The sequence below is a fragment of the Balneola vulgaris DSM 17893 genome (assembly GCF_000375465.1).
Taxonomy (GTDB): domain Bacteria; phylum Bacteroidota; class Rhodothermia; order Balneolales; family Balneolaceae; genus Balneola; species Balneola vulgaris.
This window is the reverse complement of record NZ_AQXH01000001.1, coordinates 991,100-1,007,393: the sequence shown is the minus strand read 5'-3', so window position 1 is coordinate 1,007,393 and position 16,294 is coordinate 991,100. Positions and strand designations below refer to the sequence as shown.

Genomic DNA, 16,294 nt, shown 5'->3' with positions numbered 1-16,294 from the left:
ACTATGAAGTATCTATTTAGCTTTTTTATAACGATCGCATTATTACTGCTACTGTCTAGTTTACTTGCAGCACAACCAGGCATGCCAACGACTCCAGCACAAGCACCGATCGACGGTGGCTTAGGCTTACTTGCAGCCGCAGGTGGAGCGTACGCTTTTAAAAAATTACGAAGCAAAGAAACGGAATGAGACCCAAACGTCAGGTTGCAATCACATTCATTGTAATCTTATTGTTTCAATCCAATATGAGTTACAGTCAAGGGGTACCAGGGCCTCCTTCTTTTCCTTCTAACCCGAAACAAGCTCCTATAGATGGTGGCTTAGGGTTATTAGCGATAGCAGGGGGAGCCTACGCGTACAACAAGTTAAAATCTTTAGAGAGGGAGTAAAGATTAGATTGACAATGAAGTGAATTTAATATCTATATGAGTAAACCCTCGTATTTGACCGTGCGAGGGTTTTTTATTTCTACCCTGCCCTCATCGTTTCCCGATTGCTGAAGAAGGGGGGTGACGTCTTGATTGGTTGACTGGTTGCTAAGAAAGAGAAAAGTGTTAATACCCTGAAATACTTTATTTGCTCCCATCATCTCCAGCGTTAGAATTGAGCAGGAATTGTCTTCATTTTGCATAGCGTCAGAGAAGCAGAACATGCGCCGCGACGTAAGGATTGCGGAGCGGAATTGCATGTTGTGCCTGACGCGGCTAATGAAGGCCCGAAGCAATTCTTGCTGGTGGTTTTTGCTCCCCTTTTGTCCACACAAAAGGGGAAGAGAAAGTGATTGTGTTTCTGTAGCTTAAGAAAGATCGTGATCGGATAGCTTAAGGATAGTATCGTGATAAGCGAAGCTAGAGCTTCTAGGATGCGTTCCCAACGTGGACGTTGGGAACGAGGTAAAAGATGTGGTCATCCTGAACTTGATTCAGGATCTGTAGGGGAATAGCTTTGAACAGTATGGCCCAATAACAACGCTTCACTTCGTTGGTGAGGATCCATAGACTTCTCGTATTCACACGAAGTGATAAAGCACAATAGGGCTATGATACATCATCAATGATAATCTCTGTTAAAACTCGTACCATCACGTAACTATTCATCAATGAAAGCGTTTTGAAGCTTTCTCACATAAAACAGAATTAAAAATGATACGAATGAAGCACCTATTATATGGAGTGTTTGCTCTTGGCTTAGTATCTGCCTGCTCACCTAAAATGGCAGAGACTGGAAGTTCAACTCAGGAAGCACCAGCCGAACAAACAGCAATAGTAAGCAGCCTAGACTTAGTGAATGTTAACAACGACCGAGTTTGGGTAGAAGTGAATCCCGGAAAATTATCTCAGAACACAGTCACCTTCCGATTGCCAAAAGTAGTGCAAGGAACTTATGCGATTAGTGATTTTGGTAGTTTCGTAGATAGTTTAGTAGTAACAGCTTATGACGGAAGTAGCCTGCCAGCAACAAAGCAAGATGCCAATACATGGATTATAGATTCAGCTCAACAATTGGATAAAATAGGGTACTACGTAAACGACACCTATGATATTGAAGGCACCGAAAAACCCACTCCATTTTCGCCATCTGGGACGAATATCGAAGAAGACAATTTTGTATTAAACTTACATGGTTTTATCGGCTATTTCGAAGAGCTCAAAGACAATAGCTATACCATTTCAGTGACTGCGCCTTCTTCACTGAAAAAAACTTCGGCACTACCAGTAGCGGCCTCTTCTACCGATACCAAAACGAATGTAACTACTGATATTTACTTGGCCGAACGCTATTTCGAAGTCACTGACAACCCAATGTTCTATGGAGATTTGGATGTGGAGACATTCCAAGTAGGGGACATCGAAATTGTGTTGAGTGTGTATTCACCCAATGGATTACATACCGCGGCAAAAATTAAAGATACTGTTTTCAAGATGATGGAGGCGCAAAAAGAATATCTAGGTGATATGAACAGCACGCCTCGTTACGACATCTACCTGTATTTAGCTCCTCAGTCACCTACAGCTCCTCAAGGCTTTGGAGCCTTAGAACATCACACTTCAACAGTAGTGGTGCTTCCAGAAGCTATGCCAGAGGCGAATCTTGCAAGTGCTATGATTGATGTAGTATCACATGAATTCTTCCATATCGTAACCCCATTGAGTGTGCACTCTGAAGATGTTCATTATTTCGACTACTACGCACCCACTTTCTCAAAACACCTGTGGATGTATGAAGGTGTAACGGAATACTTCGCCAGCCACTTCCAAGTATATGAAGATCTTCAAACTGAACAAGAGTTTTACGACAAAATTCAGGAAAAAATAGAGACTTCACTAACCATGGACGATGCAATGAGCTTCACTAAAATGAGTGAGCTTATTATTGATGAACCGTATGCGTCGAACTATTACAATGTGTACATGAAAGGTGCATTGATAGGAATGTGTATCGACATCTTGATGCGTGAAGAAAGTAATGGCCAGCGTAGTATGCTCTCGCTAATGAAAGAATTGTCTGAGAAATACGGTAAAGAACAGCCGTTTGAGGATGATAAACTCATTGCTGAAATCACTCAAATGACGTACCCATCAGTTGGTGAGTTTCTACAAACACATGTAGTGGGCGATACTCCGATTAATTATGAAGAATTCTTCGAGAAAGTAGGATTATATTATGAGCAAGAAGAAGTGCAAACAGCCTTTTTCTTTGAAGGACAGGTTCCCTTCATTGATGCCAATCCTCAATCTAAAGAAGTATTCTTCCGCAATATAAAACTGAACTCTTCTTTAGAAGCTTTAGGTGTTGAAGGCGGAGATGTAATAAAGTCTATAAATGGCACTGAGTATAACTTAGACAACATTCGAGCTTTGCTGCCAGCTTCAATGCAGTGGACACCAGATACAGATATTACAATGGTTGTACTTCGTGATGGGGAAGAAGTAACCCTTTCTGGTAAAGTGGGTTCACCTACACTTACTAAAACCAAGCTTCGTGAAAACCCTGAGGCTACGCAAGTTCAGCAATTATTAAGAAAGCGTTGGTTAGGGAACTAATCGAAATACTTTGCTTATAGAAACTCTAAAGCCCTTCTTCATCGAAGGGCTTTTTTTGTGCTGAATACCTCGTACCTTTGCACCCAAATAAATTACTCTATGACTATTTTACTTTTTGTTGTTGGATTAGTAGCGCTAATTGGCGGTGCGGAAATATTTCTAAAAGGTGTAGATCGATTTGGATTGAAATGGGGCATTTCTCCCATTGTAATGGGATTAACCGTGGTAGCATTTGCTACAGGTGCACCTGAGCTAGCCATTAGTATTCAAGCCGCAACAACAGGTAGTGCTGATCTTGTACTCGGTAATATCATCGGGAGTAACATTGCAAATATCTTGCTAATTCTCGGTTTTGCCGCCCTAGTAGGTCGACTTAATATCACGCGTAGAATTATTCGAATAGACGTGCCCATCGTGATTGGTGTAAGTTTGCTGCTATTTTTTTTGGCACTAGATGGAGGCTTATCCGGAACGGATGGGATGATTTTAATGGGTGGACTAGTGGCTTATTCGGTATTCACATTCATTCAGATTCGACGAGAAGATGCCGATGAAAAAATGCTGGAGGTGTTCGAAACAGATACCACCGCCGATGAGCTAGCAGATGGGGCTTGGTTTTATATTAAAAACCTTGGTCTATTAGCAATTGGACTTGCTCTAATTGTAAAAGGCTCAGATTTAATGGTGGATAGTGCGGTTACATTAGCTCGTGTTTTGGGTATCTCTGAACTCGTAATTGGCCTAACTATCGTTTCTATAGGAACATCCTTGCCAGAAGTAGCTACCTCTGTAGCAGCCGTTCGTAGAAATAACTCTGATTTAGCCGTTGCCAACGTTATGGGGAGTAACCTTTATAACATACTCCTCACATTAGGTCTCACTTTGATTATAGCTCCAGGAGTTTTACAGGTATCGGAAGCAGCTTTATATCTTGATTTACCCTTCATGGTTGCAGTAAGCATAGCGTGTATTCCTATTTTCTTAGCGGGACTAGACCTTACCAAAACCGACGGGGCCATATTCCTATTCTACTATTTTACTTATCTCACTTATTTAGTGATGGATGCAATGGGTTCTACGCTCACAGCAGATCTTAAATTTGCCATGCTCTGGTTCGTTATTCCAGCTACCATTATTTATATGTTTGTTCGACTTCGAGAGCGAAATCGATGGTCTGTAATCAGAAGTAAGTAATTTCTTTCTGATTCCTAACTGCCTACCAATCAGTTTCTTAGTGCAGGTGAAATAGTTTAACATTAAATTTTAATGTTCAGTCGGGAATGAAAGTCTGGGTTTAAAGCTTTTTAAAGCGTCGATAAACTATAATCAAGACTAGACTATTCATCATGAGAGAATTGAAAATGAAATCGGGGATCTTTGCACTTTTACTTGCAATGATCATAACTACGAACACGAAAGCACAAGATAAAAACATAGTAGAGTTAGCGGTAGGAACTGAGAGCCTATCAACATTAGTAGCAGCTGTAAAAGCAGGTGACTTAGTGGCAACCCTACAATCAGAAGGACCATTTACGGTTTTTGCACCAACTAATGAAGCTTTTGCTGCATTACCGGAAGGAATATTAGATATGCTTCTAAAACCTGAGAACAAGGATAAGTTAGTAGCAGTATTAACCTACCATGTAGTGCCAGGTAAAGTAATGTCGAAATCCATTAAAGATGGCATGAAGGCAAAATCGGTGGAAGGAAGTACCATCACTTTGAAAAAAGGATATGGTAAAGTAATGGTTGATAATGCAACGGTTGCAATGGCTGATGTAGTAGCAACAAACGGTGTAGTACATGTAATTGATACAGTAATATTACCACCAAGCATTGTAAAAGCATTGTCTAAGTAGTAGCATAATACTCTTTAATCCACATTAATAAAGAGTAAGTCTCAATACGAAGCCGAGTGTAATAGCTCGGCTTTTTTTATTCCTGCTAATTACCTATAGTTCATTGTTTACAATTAATATATAGGGTATGAGATTTATAATATTAGGGTTTTTATTGATGGGCATGGCATGTACGTCAGAGCCAAAGAAACAGACTACAAGTGAACGTATAGAATCAATTCCATCACTTACTCCAACCTTAATAAAGTCCGTTAGCCAAATCGATGATTTCTACTTCGGTTATCTAGGTCTAAATAGCATTACAACTGTTGATGAGAGTATACTCCTCCCAGTATTTCATCCGGCCTCAATCATAAAAACGGATAAGAGCCTTACTACAGTAATCACCGAAACTATAAAAGGAAGGGGGCCGGGCGAAGTTCAAGACGTTGGGGTTCCATCATATTTTGAAGAGCGTGTTGTAGTTTACGATCAGATGCAAGATCGTTATTCAGTATTTGATACGGATTTGAACCTAATAAGGGAGGCATTCCCACCAAAGGGCAATTATTCAATGTATGAAGTCTACGCTTCAACAGACTCAATAAACTTAGTTTTTACCAAAGGACGTGCGTATGGTAATCGAGAAATTAATTCGACAAATCTATTTCTCTATAATTTTGACACAGAAAAATTAGAACACTCTTTAGGTATAATTGGGAGATTACAGGCACCCATTGGAAAATCTATAAATGGAAGATTTGGGAGCTGGATTTATCTGCCCTTTGGTGTAAAACAATTAATATCCGAATCGGAAACCGCCGGTAGATTATGGCTATTTGATACTCAAACAACAGAAATTGCAGAGGTAAATCAGTCATTTGATACCCTCCGTACTATCACTGTTGAGTTGCCAACTGAAGATGTAACTACTGAAGAGGTAGATGAATTCATAAAACATGAAGATGGGGAGAATAACTATTTAGATGTGGAGAGTGAAGAGCGGATTCGAAATGCATTCCCTAAAACTAAAGCAGTAGCTGATAAAATGATCGTTAAAAATCAGCAAATCTGGCTTAAATCGAATCTTAGTGGCCCAACCCAACTCTGGTTTGTATTGAATATGGAAGGCGAAATTGAATATAAAGTCCATCTACCTAATAATGGGATGGTTACTCATGTATCGGACGATCATATAGGAGTTCGAATCGATGATTCCACCTTTGGGTTGTTTACCAATCCACTCATCAAATGAACTAAGTGGTCTATTAGAGAAGATCTTTACAGTGATGTTGGTTAACTGCCCTTACTTCTTTGCCTTCGCTTTTTGTTCTTTTTCCTTAATCACATAATTCACATGTAGAAATTCAAGTGCGGCAGATTCTTGGCCTTGCCAGTTCTGTATCATCTGCTGAAACTCTTCTTCAGTGGTGTTATGAGGATCGCCTCCATAACTCCAAATAATCCACCTGCGAAGTCCTTTTTCTTCATCTTTCTTCTTATTACTTGGAAAAACAGCATCGGTGCGCGCTCGCATCATCATTATATCTTGAGCCGCTGTTGGGCCAATACCTTTGATATTGGTGAGTTCTTCATAGGCCGTTGTTGGGTCACAATTCATGATATAATCCATATCCGTTTCGCCCCCAACAATATTATGAGACAGCTCTACAAGATATTGCCCTTTGCGTAGTGTAGGGCCAAGTTTACGTATGTTGGCAGGGTCCGCTTTCATCAACTGATGTGGCCGTGGCCAAGATGGTAAATTCTTACCATTGTGGGTTAATGCAGCACCGTAGGCTTCCCGAATAGCAAACATCATTTTTTTAGCGGTCGGTTTGTGGTTCATCTGCATTTCCACAATACGATTTTGAATATCCTCGAAAAGATTAGCTCGAGTCATTCTCTTCAACCCATATAATTCAGAAAGCTTATCGGCCAATAGTGGATCATCCGAGGCTTGGTCGTACAGCGGACGCGTATCCATTTCGGTGCCTAAGATCTTTTTTAAGCTCACGTTGGCCTCATCAATATCCTCTTTAGAGAGTGATTCTTTACATTCGATATGAAACTCAGGTGCATCAGGATCTCCATTAAAGAATACCGTAATCACAACATCACGATCTCCAATAGGAATAGGCCGAGTGAAGCCTTCTTCGAAAATGGTTTCGGGGTCGTGTTCATGATCGAAGTAAGATTCAACATCCAGGCATAAAAACCAGTCGTGTGGGGGGATGGATTTAAGCGTCCATGAGCTCATAAATTCAGGTACCTATGGGTGTAAGTTCACATTGTTGCAACTTCAACAATTCAATGAAATGTACAATCGTTCAGGAATCAACATCAAAATAAAATGAAGGATTTATCCCCTGTTGCCTTCGCTCTCGTTCTAATTTCTGCTCATACATCTTCTCCACATCTTTTAATGTATCGGCATCATTTGGACTTAAATCCCAACGAATGGCTTTAAAACGAGGAAAACGTAAGGTGTACTTTGCTTTCGTTCGCTTATTTACTTGAATGTCTTCGAATTCAAGTTCAATCACTAAATGAGGTTTTAAGAGAACAGTAGGACCAAAACGCTCGAGGGTAATATCTTTGATCAGCGCATTCATTTTCTTCAGTTCAACGTCTGAATATCCGCTATAGGCTTTACCAATAGGGATAAACTCTTCTTCGTAACGGTCATCGTCTTTCACGGAAATACCTAAAGTGAAGTCAGAGTAACTACCTCCACGCTTACCACTGCCAGCATGCGCATACAACATTACGGTATCTAAACTGCCACTCGGTTTTTTAACCTTCAACCATGACTTACGTCGCTGCCCAAATTCATACATCGAATCTTTACGCTTTAACATGAGCCCTTCATTCCCATGCTCTAAAGCCTGCTCAAACAATGTTGAGATATCCTGTTTGGATTGTACAGCAAACTGGTTGGTGATTGGTATGGAATGGCTATGTGCCACTTCTTCAAGACGCTTTCTGCGTTCATGAAGAGGAGCATCAAAAAGTGCATGTTCATCGAAATAAAGTAGATCATAACTAATGAATAGCACCGGGTATTTACTAAGCAGAAGCTCGGTAGGCTTCTTCACTCCCATACGTTGTTGGAGGTGTTGAAAGGGCATGATGGTGTTATCTATATACACACAAAGTTCACCATCCAGAACTGTGGGAGGGAGTTCTTTGTCCTCAAAAAAGGAAATTACTTCTGGAAAGCTATGGCTGATTTCATTGAGGTCTCGTGAGTAAAGTCTTACCTCATTGTCATGGATATGTGCTTGGCAGCGCATACCGTCGAATTTCTCTTCAGCGATATAAGTACTGAAATCCTCTACACTTCTACTTTCGATGGGGGAGGCAAGCATAAATGCTATAGGGCTAAACATCTTAAATTGAGCCGTATCCAACTTAGATTCACGAGCAAGCACAGCGGTCTTACCCATGCTCCCGCTTATCATATGGGCGTAGCGCACTTGATCTAGATTCGCATCAAAGGCTTTAGCTATGGCATGGAGAAGGCTCTTAGACTCGAAACCAATACGCAACGATCTTTGCCCTAATATGCGAATGAAGTACTTGATTTCAAGGGGGGTTATTTGGCTCCATGTATCCCAAATGATGTGCTGTTTTTCCACTCGTTTTCGGGTATAAGCTAATCGACTATAGACTTCAGCAATAGCACCTAAAGTAAGTCCACCATCGTTCCATTTATTTCGAGCTTCAGGGATGTTTTCAAATAATCGTTGAATGGTTTCAGAGGAGCTACCAGTGGCCGTTTTGCAAGGTTTGAAGACCAAATCGTAATCAATGTCACAGAAGTCGGCAGCTAAGGTAGCAAGCGTTCGATGACCCACTGATGCTCGAATTCCAGATACATTTGAAAAGGCTCCCTCACTTAAAAACTGAGTCGCAATTTCAAGCTCTTCCTTAGTAGTAATAGACTGGAGGAATTGAACACATAAAGCAATTTTAGCATTGTTTCCACGGGTATTAGCTATTCGTTCAACATAATCACAGAATGATTTAAAGGAAGTTTTCACAATTAGGTCTCCTCATCGGCTGGAAGGTCTAAGTACTCTGATGGAATACCTAGATTCGTTAAATAATGAAGTACGACTTGAGGATTGGGCGTATGAGTAATGAATACTTTTTTGGGGTTGAGACGCTTACACAGTTGAATTAACTCAAAGAAATCTAAATGGTCGGATATGGGAATCATGGCATCTACGGTAAGCTGAGATTGCCTAGATGCGTTACTTGCCCAGCCCGAACAGTAAGCGATTTTCTTCCGTTGAATATTACTCGCAAAGCCATTATTCAATGCTGAACTAGGGGTAATTAAAATTTTACCTTCACAGCTGTCACGGTCATAGCGTTCATATTCACCTAATGGGAAACCGTGCTCTTCATAAACCTTACATAAGTTATACCCAGCGCCATGAATCTGCATTGGGTGGCCAAGTTCTTTGAGGATGTACATCAACTCTTGAGCTTTGCCCAAATTATAGGCCGTAAATACTGGGGTGTAGTTTTGGTGCAAACACTCTGATGCAAACCCTTTGATCTGCTCTGCCAATGCTTGTTCACTCATCCACTTATAGATGGGCAGGGCAAAGGTGGCTTCGGTTATAAAAGTATCAATGGGGGCACTGGGAAGTTCAAACCCTTCGGTTGCTGGCGATGGTGGTGTTCGATAATCACCCGTATATAACAGATTCCCTAAGTCACTTTCGATGAAAGTCATTGCTGAGCCTAAAATATGCCCCGCTGGATAAAAAGTGATTCGTGCTCGTTCGGTTTCTAATGTTTGAGCAAAGGGTAGCTCATGAACCATGCCTTTGAATCCTCTGAGCTTCATAAAACTGGCAGTAGGAGGAGTCGCATATACTGTCATCGAACGATTTCGTGGTACATGATCGGCGTGGGCGTGGCTGATAAATACATACTCAGCTTTGCTCCCCGAATAGTCTAATCCTATTCCTAACTCAGGAAGTAAGATGCCATGATATCCTTCTTTTATAACCTTCTGCATTAATCACTATGATTCGTTTGTTGGTTAAACTAATCATAGTGGGTGACAGTTCGTGGCATACATAAATCAAGTTCTAGTCACCTCCACATACAAAAAAAGCCCGAATCAAATCCGGGCTTTAAGAGTCTGAATGTTGAAAGCTACTCAACAACGAGTTCTTCTTTCTTATTCTTTAATTCTTCTGGTAGAGATTCTTTAATAGCTTCTGCAAAAGCTGAAACCACATTCTGTTTCAAGAATTCACGGCTATACACTAAGCGTATTTTTCGAGTAGGAACGGGATCCATAAACTCTTTGATGACTCCATTCGCACAACGGGTGTCGTGATCTTGCATAGCAAGGTAAGGCATCAGGGTAATACCGAAATCCTGTTCTACCAATCGTTTTAGAGTCTCAAGGTTTCCGCTTTCAAAGGTCACATTGTTGTTTTTGATCTTGTCGTTGGTCTGCTTGCACAACTTAATCGTTTGGTCTCTGAAGCAATGCCCTTCATTCAATAACCACAACTCTTGAGAGTATAGATCATCGATGCACAACTTGTCTTTGGTGGCAAAATCGTGTCCATTACTCAAGTAGCCTAAAAATGGTTCTAAGAACAATTCTTGCTCATGAATATGCTGACTTGTGGATGTTGCAATAATTCCAACATCGAAGTGATCTTCGTGTAAGCCATCTAATACTTCACTGGTAAGTGCTTCCTCAAAAATGAGCTTTACGTTCGGATGTTTTAGAGTGAATGGCTTCAAAAATAAAGGAACAAGATAAGGAGCAATGGTGGGGATAATACCTACTCGAAAGGTTCCCGAAAGCTCTTTGTCTTTCACCGACACCATATCTTCAATGTGCTTAGAGCCACTCAGTATTACCTTCGCCTGTTCAATAATTTGTTCACCAATGGCGGTGGGTACTACAGGCGATTTTGAACGATCGAAGATGAGAACGCCGAGTTCGTCTTCCAACTTCTGAATTTGCATACTCAGTGTTGGTTGGGTAATAAATATCTTTTGAGCTGCGGTAGCAAAGTGGCGATATTTATCTACAGCCACGATATAAGATAGTTGAGTGAGGGTCATAAAAAAACGATTGAGTTCGTTGATAATCTACTTACTTAAAACAAAAAAAGCTCCCTGAATTAGAGAGCTTCCAAATCCAAGAAATCAGAATTTATAGGCTATCAGCATATTTAATGATTTTAGCTACATCTTGTTCCTTCTTAAAACTCAATTTGTTTTGTTTAGCATAAGCTTTCAAAGCGTCTTTATTTGAATCAAATGCCTTAAGCACATCCTTCTCTTTTAGCTTCTTAATTTTTTTGAGCTCACCATTCGGTAACTGTACAAAATAGTTAGTGTAAGTTCGAATGCGATCTCTATACTCACCAGATCCATAACTAGCTTGCTGGCCTTCGGTTTTACGAGTGTTGTAGTGCACAAAAAAGATGTGATCACCTTTGTATAGTGTTTGAACAAATGTCTCAGGCGTGATGTTCTCACTGCGATGGTTTAAACCTCGTTCAAAAACTATGCGCGTATCATCTTCTAAGTAGTAAAAGCCCAACACTTTCTCGGTGGGCATCATCAGCTTTTGGCCCTCTTGCATGAACTCTATATAATTTTCTAAGCTGTTAAATCGGAGAGGGGTTTTTACCGTCTGCTTTCCATTCGCTAACGTAATGCGGCCAATATTCCAGCTTTCATTGATATAGGGTGAACCTGATACCGTTCGGTACTTACTCTCTTTAACGGTGGAGCCGTAGTAGCCCATGTTTGCGAGGTCATCAAATTCAATTTCGCCTGCCGAGATATCTTGAGCAATGGCTGATGGCATGCTTAACAGAATCAGTGCTAAAGCAAGTAGGGATAGTCTTTTTGATAGTTTCATAGTCTCTTAAATAATCTTGATAATAGTATGGGGATAAGGATACGATTAATCTGAAAAAAGCTTGTGAAAAAGGTTGATAAGAATTGTGAAATGCTGAAAATAATCTCTTGAAATTCAACTTAGTTTTGAAGCTGTTGAACTGTATATTCACTACTCAGCAGAGTTTTCATTGACCCCTTTTTATGTATCTAATTTTTGATACCGAGACAACCGGTTTACCCCAAGATTTTTCAGCACCTATCACAGATCTAGAGAACTGGCCACGCCTTGTTCAGCTTGCATGGCAGTTACATGATCATACCGGTAAACTTATCTCGAGCGGTAACTATATCGTTAAGCCCGAAGGCTTTACCATTCCATTTAACTCTGAACAAATTCATGGGATCTCTACAAAAAGAGCCAATGAAGAGGGAATTGACTTAGTTGAAGTACTTCATGCCTTTAGAAAAGATATGGACCGTGCATTTTTCTTAATCGGGCACAATGTCTCTTTTGATGAGAAGGTGATGGGCGCAGAATACCTTCGTAAAAAAATTCCGTCGGCTATAATGGACAAGCCGAAAATTGATACGAAGGACGAAGGTACTGAATATTGCAAGATTGAAGGTTCGCGTGGCTACAAATGGCCAACTTTGATGGAATTGCATAGAGCACTTTTTAATCGTGGCTTTGATGATGCCCATGATGCAGCCGCGGATGTGGAAGCCACTTCTCGTGCCTTTCTGGAAATGGTGCGCCTAGGTGTAATCAAGGTAAACTTCCCGCTAGACGCTAAGCTGTATGAATCGTCGGCAAGTTACATGAAACGCGAGGAGTACATCGACCTAGTATCCCCATCTAGGATCAAAAAAAAAGATGATGAATTAATTGAGGGTGAAAAAAGTGAGGCGAATGAGGCTGTAGAGCCTGAAGTTGAATTAGATGAAGATCTAGTTTTTACTCACCTTCACTGTCATTCTAAGTTTTCCGTACTCCAAGCTACAGCCGGAATTAAAGATTTGGTTGCCAAAGCCAAAAATGAAGGAATGCCCGCCGTAGCACTTACCGATTTAGGCAATATGTATGGGGCTTTTAGTTTTGTGGCTGAAGCACATAATGCGGGTATTAAACCAATAGTTGGTTGTGAGTTTTATGTAGTTGAAGATCGCCATAAGAAAAAATTTACCCGCGAAAACAGAGATAAGCGCCATCAAATCCCGATTTTAGCTAAAAATCAAAATGGGTATAAGAACTTGGCAAAGCTTAGTTCTATTGGTTTCACCGAAGGTTACTATTACAAATTTGCCCGAGTTGATAAGGAAGTAATAAAGGAGTATGCAGAAGACTTAATCTGCTTGAGTGGTGGCATATATGGCGAGCTTGCCGATCTTATCCTGAATAAAGGGGAAGAGTATGCTGAAGAAGCACTACAGTGGTGGATGGAAGTATTTGGAGATGACTTCTATCTAGAAGTGCTTAACCATGGTTTACCGGAAGAGCAAAAGGTGAACGAGGTCTATAAGGAGTTTTCTAAGAAATACGGCGTAAAACTCGTTGCCACTAATAATGTATTCTATTTAGAAGAGGAAGACGCCAAAGCTCACGATGCACTCATTTGTATTGATGATGGTAAGTTGATGAGTACTCCTATTGGGCGAGGTAAAGATTTTAGATATGGATTCCCTAATAACGAATTCTATTTCAAGACCTCAGATGAAATGAAAGCGTTGTTTGTGGATATGCCACAAGCCATTATGTCAACCCAAGAAATCGTAGATAAAATTGAGCCAATCAAATTATCTCGTGATGTAATTCTACCAAATTTTGAATTACCAGATGGCTTTGAAACAGAAGATGATTTCCTTCGGCACATTACCTATGAAGGTGCGAAACCGCGATATGAAGATCTGAATGAAGAGGTAAGAAATCGCATCGATCATGAGCTGAAGATTATCAAGGATATGGGCTTTGCTGGGTACTTCTTGATTGTTCAGGATTTTATTTCAGCTGCTCGAGATATGGGGGTATATGTAGGGCCCGGTCGAGGTTCAGCCGCTGGTTCTGTGGTGGCCTATTGTACCGGTATTACCAATATCGATCCACTGAAATACGATCTTCTTTTTGAGCGTTTTTTGAATCCTGAACGTGTATCGATGCCTGATATCGATATCGATTTCGATGATGATGGTCGTCAAAAAGTGATTGAATATGTAGTAAATAAATACGGTAAAAATCAGGTAGCCCACATCATCACCTTCGGGTCTATGGCAGCACGGTCATCGGTTCGTGATGTAGCTCGAGTGCTTGATTTACCCCTTTCAGATGCCGATAGACTAGCAAAACTTGTCCCAGAACGACCCGGTACTTCCCTAGATGATGCTTTCAGTGAAGTAAAAGAACTGCGCGACTTAAAAGCTGGGGAAGGCTTAGAAGCTGAAACCCTCAAGATGGCTCATGTATTAGAAGGGTCGGTTCGAAATACAGGGATTCATGCCGCTGGTATTATAATCGCTCCGGATGATCTCACCGAATATATTCCTGTTAGTACGGCCAAGGATGCCGACTTAACGGTAACACAATTTGACGGAAGTGTTATCGAAAATGCAGGTATGCTGAAGATGGATTTCTTGGGTTTAAAAACCTTGTCGATTCTAAAAACCGCGATTGGATTAGTAAAAGAGAATCACGGTATAGAGTACGATCTCGATGATATTCCACTTGATGACGAAAAGACATATAAGCTTTACCAAAAGGGAGGAACTTTAGGAACCTTCCAGTTTGAGAGTGAGGGTATGAGGAAATACCTGAAAGATCTGAAGCCAACCAATATCAACGACCTTATTGCTATGAACGCATTGTATCGTCCAGGTCCGATGCAGTTTATCCCAGATTATATCAAGCGTAAGCAAGGCGTTGAAAAAGCGGAATACGATCATGAGCTTATTAAAGATATTCTAGAGCCAACATTCGGAATTATGATCTATCAGGAGCAGATCATGAATGTGGCACAGAAATTAGGGGGTTATACACTTGGTGGTGCAGATTTACTTCGCCGTGCCATGGGTAAGAAAAAGCACGACGTTATGGAGGCCGAGAAGCCTAAGTTCGTAGCTGGCGCCCAAGAACAAGGGGTTGACGAACAAACGGCGCTTTCTGTATTCGAGAAGATGCAGATGTTTGCGAGTTATGGTTTCAATAAATCGCATTCGGCGGCATACTCGGTGGTGGCATATCACACGATGTATTTCAAGGCGAATTACCCCGCTGAATATATGGCGGCAGTGATGAGCCATAATATGAACGATATCAAAAAAGTGGCCTCCTTTATCGAAGAATGCCAGAAAATGGGTATCGAAGTAAAGCCACCAAATATCAATACAGCTCGTGGAAAATTCGTAGCAAAAGATGGTACGGTGCACTATGGAATGTCGGCCATTAAAGGAGTTGGATCTTCAGCTATTCAGCATATAGTGGAAGAGCGTGAAGAAAACGGCCTCTTTAAATCAATTTTTGATTTTGCAGCTCGTGTAGACCTGCGCGTTTGTAACCGAAGAACTTTAGAGAGTTTAATCGCAGCCGGTGCTTTCGACGAGCTTGATGATAATAGAGCTCAGCTGATGGGAGGTGTAGAAGATATCCTTTCTTATGCATCTCGAAAGCAAGAAGAAGAACGCATGAACCAAGTTAATCTATTTGGTGGTGGCTCAGGAAATGCGGCGTATCAAGAACCGAAATTGAAGTCTGTTCCAAAATGGAGCAGTATCGAAAGGCTCAATAATGAAAGGGAGCTCATTGGCTTTTACCTGAGTGGACATCCTTTGCAAAAGTACGAAGAGGACATAAAGTTATTTGGAAAGCAGAATCTAAGCGATGATTGCTTGAATAGATTACCTCATGATTCTGATGTCCGTTTCATTGCGATTATTACCGGAAAGCGACAAGCCACAGATAAGAAGGGTAGACCTATCGCATTCCTGCAACTAGAGGATTTGAATTCATCTATTGAAGTAGCTGTTTTCAGTAACGAGTTCGACCGTTACAATGCGTTACTTCAAGTAGATAATGTAGTTTTTGTATCGGGTAAGTTTCGAAGAAGAGATCGAGGTAATAGTGTGATTGTAACGGCCGTTGACCGAGTCGAAAATCTTCGAGAAAAATACCAAGACAACCTTAAATTACATTTGAAAGTAGTTACTTCTGAACTACAGCCAGAAGATGTAAAGCAAATGGAAACCCTATTCCAGCTTCATAAAGGCACAACTATGGTGAAAATGAAAGTGCACAGCAGTGAAGCAAAAGGTCCTATTAGAATGAATGTTCGTAATTTTGTGGTGGATCCTAATGATGAATTACTAAAAGGATTGAGAAATGTATTGGGCGACGAGAAGGTGGAATTAAGCCTGTCGTGATAAAGCCTTGCAATGAACGGTATAACTACAAACAATGTGACTTATTAGTGGAAAAATTGTGATATTTAGACCGTTAAAGAAAAAAAGATTTTTAAACAATAACCT

At 40.7% G+C, this 16,294-nt stretch carries 12 protein-coding genes; 7 read left to right on the top strand and 5 right to left on the bottom strand.

Going from position 1 to position 16,294, the window contains the following annotated elements; genetic code table 11:
* Positions 1 to 3 precede the first annotated feature (3 nt).
* The 6 genes from B155_RS0104425 (at position 4) to B155_RS0104395 (ending at position 6,137) form a co-directional block, all read left to right on the top strand.
* Positions 4 to 189, top strand: a complete 186-nt coding sequence (locus tag B155_RS0104425; protein WP_026167195.1) for a PID-CTERM protein-sorting domain-containing protein — start codon at positions 4 to 6, stop codon at positions 187 to 189.
* Complete coding sequence (locus B155_RS14095; RefSeq protein WP_018127037.1) at positions 186 to 389, top strand: PID-CTERM protein-sorting domain-containing protein; 204 nt, start codon at positions 186 to 188, stop codon at positions 387 to 389. The genes B155_RS0104425 and B155_RS14095 overlap by 4 nt, the downstream gene beginning before the upstream one ends.
* 762 nt (positions 390 to 1,151) lie before the next feature.
* Positions 1,152 to 3,044 (top strand): M61 family metallopeptidase, encoded by a 1,893-nt coding sequence (locus B155_RS0104410; protein WP_018127035.1) that lies wholly within the window; start codon positions 1,152 to 1,154, stop codon positions 3,042 to 3,044.
* Between the two features lie 99 nt (positions 3,045 to 3,143).
* Positions 3,144 to 4,238, top strand: coding sequence for a calcium/sodium antiporter (locus B155_RS0104405; RefSeq protein ID WP_018127034.1), 1,095 nt, complete (start codon positions 3,144 to 3,146; stop codon positions 4,236 to 4,238).
* A 152-nt stretch (positions 4,239 to 4,390) separates the two neighbouring features.
* The gene (locus tag B155_RS0104400) at positions 4,391 to 4,903 is read left to right on the top strand and encodes a fasciclin domain-containing protein (RefSeq protein WP_018127033.1); all 513 of its coding nucleotides are present in this window, start codon (positions 4,391 to 4,393) and stop codon (positions 4,901 to 4,903) included.
* A gap of 127 nt (positions 4,904 to 5,030) precedes the next feature.
* Positions 5,031 to 6,137, top strand: coding sequence for a hypothetical protein (locus tag B155_RS0104395; protein ID WP_157464724.1), 1,107 nt, complete (start codon positions 5,031 to 5,033; stop codon positions 6,135 to 6,137).
* A gap of 51 nt (positions 6,138 to 6,188) precedes the next feature.
* On the opposite strand, the gene B155_RS0104390 is transcribed toward B155_RS0104395, so the two are convergent.
* The 5 genes from B155_RS0104390 to B155_RS0104370 form a co-directional block, all read right to left on the bottom strand.
* The gene (locus B155_RS0104390) at positions 6,189 to 7,142 is read right to left on the bottom strand and encodes a DNA-3-methyladenine glycosylase family protein (RefSeq protein ID WP_018127031.1); all 954 of its coding nucleotides are present in this window, start codon (positions 7,140 to 7,142) and stop codon (positions 6,189 to 6,191) included.
* Positions 7,143 to 7,212: 70 nt separating this feature from the next.
* Entirely contained in the window at positions 7,213 to 8,928 is a 1,716-nt protein-coding gene (locus tag B155_RS0104385) for an ATP-dependent DNA ligase (protein ID WP_018127030.1), read from the bottom strand.
* 2 nt (positions 8,929 to 8,930) lie between these two features.
* Complete coding sequence (locus tag B155_RS0104380) at positions 8,931 to 9,920, bottom strand: MBL fold metallo-hydrolase (RefSeq protein WP_018127029.1); 990 nt, start codon at positions 9,918 to 9,920, stop codon at positions 8,931 to 8,933.
* Positions 9,921 to 10,060: 140 nt separating this feature from the next.
* Positions 10,061 to 10,993 (bottom strand): LysR substrate-binding domain-containing protein, encoded by a 933-nt coding sequence (locus tag B155_RS0104375; RefSeq protein WP_018127028.1) that lies wholly within the window; start codon positions 10,991 to 10,993, stop codon positions 10,061 to 10,063.
* A 91-nt stretch (positions 10,994 to 11,084) separates the two neighbouring features.
* On the bottom strand, positions 11,085 to 11,801 hold the full coding sequence (locus B155_RS0104370; RefSeq protein ID WP_018127027.1) for a hypothetical protein: 717 nt from the start codon (positions 11,799 to 11,801) through the stop codon (positions 11,085 to 11,087).
* Between the two features lie 182 nt (positions 11,802 to 11,983).
* Here B155_RS0104370 and dnaE point away from each other — a divergent pair, with 182 nt between their 5' ends.
* Positions 11,984 to 16,189, top strand: a complete 4,206-nt coding sequence (gene dnaE, locus B155_RS0104365; protein ID WP_018127026.1) for a DNA polymerase III subunit alpha — start codon at positions 11,984 to 11,986, stop codon at positions 16,187 to 16,189.
* The last annotated feature ends 105 nt before the right edge of the window (positions 16,190 to 16,294 follow it).

What these genes read in the sequence shown, in the direction of transcription:
- B155_RS0104380 (WP_018127029.1), bottom strand. Translation starts at nt 9,920, where the DNA reads ATGCAGAAGGTTATAAAAGAAGGATATCATGGCATCTTACTTCCTGAG.
- B155_RS0104400 (WP_018127033.1), top strand. Translation starts at nt 4,391, where the DNA reads ATGAGAGAATTGAAAATGAAATCGGGGATCTTTGCACTTTTACTTGCA.
- B155_RS14095 (WP_018127037.1), top strand. Translation starts at nt 186, where the DNA reads ATGAGACCCAAACGTCAGGTTGCAATCACATTCATTGTAATCTTATTG.
- B155_RS0104395 (WP_157464724.1), top strand. Translation starts at nt 5,031, where the DNA reads ATGAGATTTATAATATTAGGGTTTTTATTGATGGGCATGGCATGTACG.
- B155_RS0104425 (WP_026167195.1), top strand. Translation starts at nt 4, where the DNA reads ATGAAGTATCTATTTAGCTTTTTTATAACGATCGCATTATTACTGCTA.
- B155_RS0104410 (WP_018127035.1), top strand. Translation starts at nt 1,152, where the DNA reads ATGAAGCACCTATTATATGGAGTGTTTGCTCTTGGCTTAGTATCTGCC.
- B155_RS0104405 (WP_018127034.1), top strand. Translation starts at nt 3,144, where the DNA reads ATGACTATTTTACTTTTTGTTGTTGGATTAGTAGCGCTAATTGGCGGT.
- dnaE (WP_018127026.1), top strand. Translation starts at nt 11,984, where the DNA reads ATGTATCTAATTTTTGATACCGAGACAACCGGTTTACCCCAAGATTTT.
- B155_RS0104390 (WP_018127031.1), bottom strand. Translation starts at nt 7,142, where the DNA reads ATGAGCTCATGGACGCTTAAATCCATCCCCCCACACGACTGGTTTTTA.
- B155_RS0104370 (WP_018127027.1), bottom strand. Translation starts at nt 11,801, where the DNA reads ATGAAACTATCAAAAAGACTATCCCTACTTGCTTTAGCACTGATTCTG.
- B155_RS0104375 (WP_018127028.1), bottom strand. Translation starts at nt 10,993, where the DNA reads ATGACCCTCACTCAACTATCTTATATCGTGGCTGTAGATAAATATCGC.